Origin of the sequence: Corynebacterium sp. H128, from assembly GCF_037482625.1 — a bacterium.
GTDB lineage: Bacteria > Actinomycetota > Actinomycetes > Mycobacteriales > Mycobacteriaceae > Corynebacterium.
Map to the genome: position 1 here is coordinate 1 of NZ_JBBHKW010000020.1, position 3,997 is coordinate 3,997.

A 3,997-nucleotide genomic window follows, 5' to 3' on the forward strand; every position below is an offset into this window, starting at 1 on the left:
CTGTGGGTTTGATCGCTTTGCGGCGGCTTTTTATGATCGCTCGGGGGCATTAATTTCCGATCACGAGGATGCTGGCGGCGGCTTCGATGACATCGTCGGTGATGGTCTCGAGTTGGTTGATCTTAAGCACTCGGGCGATCTGAGGGAAGAGGCGTTCAAGGAGGCGGAAGTTGCCCCGGGTGATGCGTTCGATCGCGGCGATAGCCTGAGCGTCGGTGAAGTCGTCCGGGTCAAGGGTGCGGCCGAGGCGTTTCCAATGGCGATCGAGGACGAAGAGCAGTTCATCGCGTCCTAGTGCCCGGTATCGGTGCGAAAATCCGAGACGGCTATAGAGCTGCGGGTAGTGGCGAAACCGCTGGTCGATGCCAGGCATGCCAATGAGGATGATCGCCAAGTGGTAGCGGTCGTGTTCATCTCGGAGAAGTTCGAGCGCGGTCGGGGCCAGTCGTTCGGCCTCATCGATGATGAGCAACTCGACCCACCTGCTGGTATGACCTGAGTAGGCGCCGGTGACCTTGCCGATGCTGCGCTGGTGTTCATCGATGCAGATGCCAAGCCTTGTCTGCAGGTGCGCGATCTCGCGCATGAGCTCTTTGGGCCTGGGGAGCACCTCTGGGGTGTAGAACACGGTCCGGCACCGGTTCGCAGTTGCGTAGAACTTGGCGTCGTCTTCGGTGCGCGGACCCCATTCGGTGATGAACGGTTCCACGGTGTCCCAGTGGGCGTATCGGCGTGCCGACTGAGTCTTGCCGATCCCGGCGTCGCCGTGACAGATGCCGATGGTGCGTTCCTTGCGTACCGCGTTGGCGAATTCGGTGAACCGGCGATGTTCCTTGGTGATGATGAAGTCCTTGGCCATCATTCGTCCTCTTCATAGGTGCGCAGTTTGGTTGGCCGCGCTGCGGGTGCGGTGGTGCGCGGTTCGGCCCGATCGGCGATCCGTGGGATGCGATCGTTGATGTCTTTGCGCAGCTGACGCCGGCGGGCTCGGCGTGCGGCCTCGACTTCTTGCAGGGTTACCCGCTGGTTCGGGTGCGCCTCGTCAATGGCCACGCAGAGAAAGGTGTCGCGCTCGAAGACGCGAACTTCGGAGATGTCGCGCGGGTCGTAGCGGATCGTCACCGGGCGACCAACGAACGGTGCCAGGGTTGGCGCGAGGTAGCGCCGGCCTTGGAAGTGGATGCCGTCACGTTGCACGGTGCGGTGTGTGGGCACCGTCAGCAGTAGTCCGTCGAGTTCATCGAGGGATTCGGGCATGCGCGGTAACCAACCGTCACCGATCCATGCCTTCTTCGGGCTCGTTCCGATCTCCCGGTGGGTCCGCTCGTTGTAGGTGGCGATGAAATCGGCGATCGCCTGATCAAGCGCGGGTAGGTTCAAGGACGGTTCCGGGGCCTTCGTCCCTGGTGTCAGGTGTCCGGGCAGGGTGGTCAGGAGTTCGGTGTTGATCGTGCCGAAGAACCGTTCGATCTTGCCTCGGCCTTGCGGGCGACCGATGGTGGAGAAGATGGTGCGAATCTTCAGCGCGACCGCGGTGTACTCGAGGTGGTGGCTGGTGAAGTCGCTGCCGTGATCGATATAGAGGACGTCAGGCATCCCGCACATCGCCCAGGCCGGGTCGGTTTTGCACCAGATCGCCTGTCGTAGCGCCAGCGCGGTGTTCATCGCCGATGGCGCCCCGGTAAAGACCATGTACCCGCAGACCGCGCGGGAGTAGTCGTCCATTACCACCGTTAACCAGGGGCGCTCGGGCGTCCCGCTGGCACCGGTGATGAGGATGTCGAGTTCGGTGTGATCGGCTTGCCACGTCGCATTCGGTCGTTCGGCGCGATGGCGAAACACCAGTTCGTAGCGGTCCCGATAGGAAGCCGGCCCCTCCAGGGCCAGCGTCACCAGGGCAGGATCCAAAGCACAGATGATGGCGCGAACCGTGGCATAGCTCGGGGCCGCCAGACCCAGGCGGTCCGCTTCGGCCACGGTGCGTCGGTGGAGGGTAGCGATGCTGGGGCGCGGGCGGGTCAGCGCGAGGTGCTCGAGGAACGTGACCAGCTCCGCCGGAGTACGTCGAGATCCCGTGTCGCATCGTGTCCGCGGTTCCAACGCCGCGAGCCCGCCTGTCTTGTAGAGCTGGTGCCAGCGTTGCAGTGTGCGCAACCCGGTTCCGGTGTCGCGGGCCAGGGTCGTCAGCGCGATGCCATCCTCGACGTGAAGTCGGAGGATGCGCCACCGCTGCGACCCGTCCATGTCACACCTGCTGGGAGACTGAGTCGCGGTCGCGGGCGGCCTGCTCGTGCCGATATAGCGTGGCGCGGGACCATCCGACCAGCCGGGCGGCTTCCTCTGCCGTGCGACCCTTGGCCCGGGTGTCCCGGGCGATGTCGAGTTTCTCCGCAATCACTGCCGGGTCAACAGGTGGCCGACCAAACCGGGTACCGCTTTGTCTCGCCGCGGCGATGCCGGCATTGACTCGCTCGGTGATCAGCTCACGCTCGTACTCGGCCAACGTGGCGAGCATGCCCAGCATCAACCGGCCAGACGTGGTCTCCGGGTCGATGCCATCTGAGAGCGACTGGACCTTCACGCCCTTATCGCGCAGCAAGTTCACGGTGTTGAGGACATCAATCAAAGACCGGCCAAGCCGATCGATGCGCCACACCACGACCGTGTCGCCGGACTCGGCATAATCCAGCAGCCGCTTCATCCCGGGGCGTTCGATCGCAGTCCGGCTACCCGAGGTCACATCCGCAAACACATCGCGCTTTTGCACCCCGGAATCCACAAGCGCATCCAACTGCAACTGCGCATCTTGATTCACGGTACTCACACGGGTGTACCCCAAAAGCCTCATGTCTCGATTATGCCTCACAAACCCCTACCGAGCACCACCCTGCAACAAATTACGGTGAGACGTTTTAGTGAGACGGGGAGGAGGCCCATTGCCCCATGAAACGGTCTCACATTCCAGTTCCTGCCTGGTGTCTCATAAAACTAAAGATTGTTGAGAGAAGTATTGCGCACAAGTACCTTGTTGTCATAAGGTACTTGCATGACGGAAGATCCGGAGTTTGCGTCCCTTCGCCGAGGGCTCCTTGAGCTGCTCGCACTGGCCTCAGTTGAGCACAAAGCGAGATATGCGGCTGAGATTGTCGCTGCACTGCGAGAGGTCGGATATCCCGTGCAGGAAGGGACGGTCTATCCCCTCCTGAACAAGTTGCGGCGAGCAGGCCTGGTGGATCACGAGTGGCGTGAATCGCCTAGCGGTCCGCCGAGGAAGTACCTGTCGCTCACCGCTGAAGGCAAGCAGCGGCTCACGGAGTTCCGGGCGTACTGGCAGAAGCTAACGAACATGATCGAAAGGATTGGACGATGACGAACGAAACCCCTGTATCCATGAGGCTTACTGGCCATCAGAAACCCTTCAGGCTCACTCCGAGTGCTCACCGCGAACTATTGAGCTATCTCGCTGACGCAAGAGATGAACTGGCCGATGACCCTGATGGCGACGAGACTGTTCGCGACCTGGAGGCATCGATCGGCGATCAGCTTTCCGCCCTGGGAGACAACCCCGTCGACGCAGGCCAGATGCGCTCCACCCTCAATCAGGTCGGCCCGGTTGTAAGCGAGCCTGGAACACCCGATCCGACGGGAATCGAGGATCAGGTACCGACCTGGTGCCGCGTGCTCGACGGCAAGTGGCTCACGGGGGTCTGTCTCGGAATTTCGACCGCAACCGAAGCGAACGTCGCGTGGGTACGAGCGATCTACGTCGCCGTCACGCTTGTGGGAGGAGCGCTACTCGCGCCGTTCAGCGAATACGTGATGCTCATCTTTTTTGGACTCTCGGTCGTTATCTATCTGACCTTGAGTCTCCTGCTGCCGCCCGTGGAGTCCGTTACCCAGTACCGCCGCCTCAGCCCGCGGCGCGCAGCTGCCCGACGCTAGAACTCTGCGCCAAATATCGGTCTCAGAACAACGCCATCGAGCGCTCAAAACCACA

At 61.9% G+C, this 3,997-nt stretch carries 5 protein-coding genes; 2 read left to right on the forward strand and 3 right to left on the reverse strand.

Going from position 1 to position 3,997, the window contains the following annotated elements; translation table 11 throughout:
* Positions 1-49: 49 nt before the first annotated feature.
* Genes WG915_RS11535 through WG915_RS11545 form a run of 3 tightly spaced genes read right to left on the reverse strand, consistent with a single transcriptional unit; the run spans position 50 to position 2,848 of the window.
* Entirely contained in the window at positions 50-862 is an 813-nt protein-coding gene (locus WG915_RS11535) for an AAA family ATPase (RefSeq protein WP_445227835.1), read from the reverse strand.
* Positions 859-2,244, reverse strand: coding sequence for a Mu transposase C-terminal domain-containing protein (locus WG915_RS11540; RefSeq protein WP_339565531.1), 1,386 nt, complete (start codon positions 2,242-2,244; stop codon positions 859-861). The genes WG915_RS11535 and WG915_RS11540 overlap by 4 nt, the downstream gene beginning before the upstream one ends.
* A 1-nt stretch (position 2,245) precedes the next feature.
* A complete protein-coding gene (locus WG915_RS11545) occupies positions 2,246-2,848 on the reverse strand; it encodes a recombinase family protein (RefSeq protein ID WP_339565532.1) in 603 nt (200 codons plus the stop codon).
* Between the two features lie 198 nt (positions 2,849-3,046).
* Between WG915_RS11545 and WG915_RS11550 the strand changes: the two genes are divergently transcribed.
* Complete coding sequence (locus WG915_RS11550) at positions 3,047-3,370, forward strand: PadR family transcriptional regulator (RefSeq protein ID WP_339565533.1); 324 nt, start codon at positions 3,047-3,049, stop codon at positions 3,368-3,370.
* Positions 3,371-3,450: 80 nt separating this feature from the next.
* Positions 3,451-3,942 (forward strand): PspC domain-containing protein, encoded by a 492-nt coding sequence (locus WG915_RS11555; RefSeq protein WP_339565534.1) that lies wholly within the window; start codon positions 3,451-3,453, stop codon positions 3,940-3,942.
* Positions 3,943-3,997: the final 55 nt, after the last annotated feature.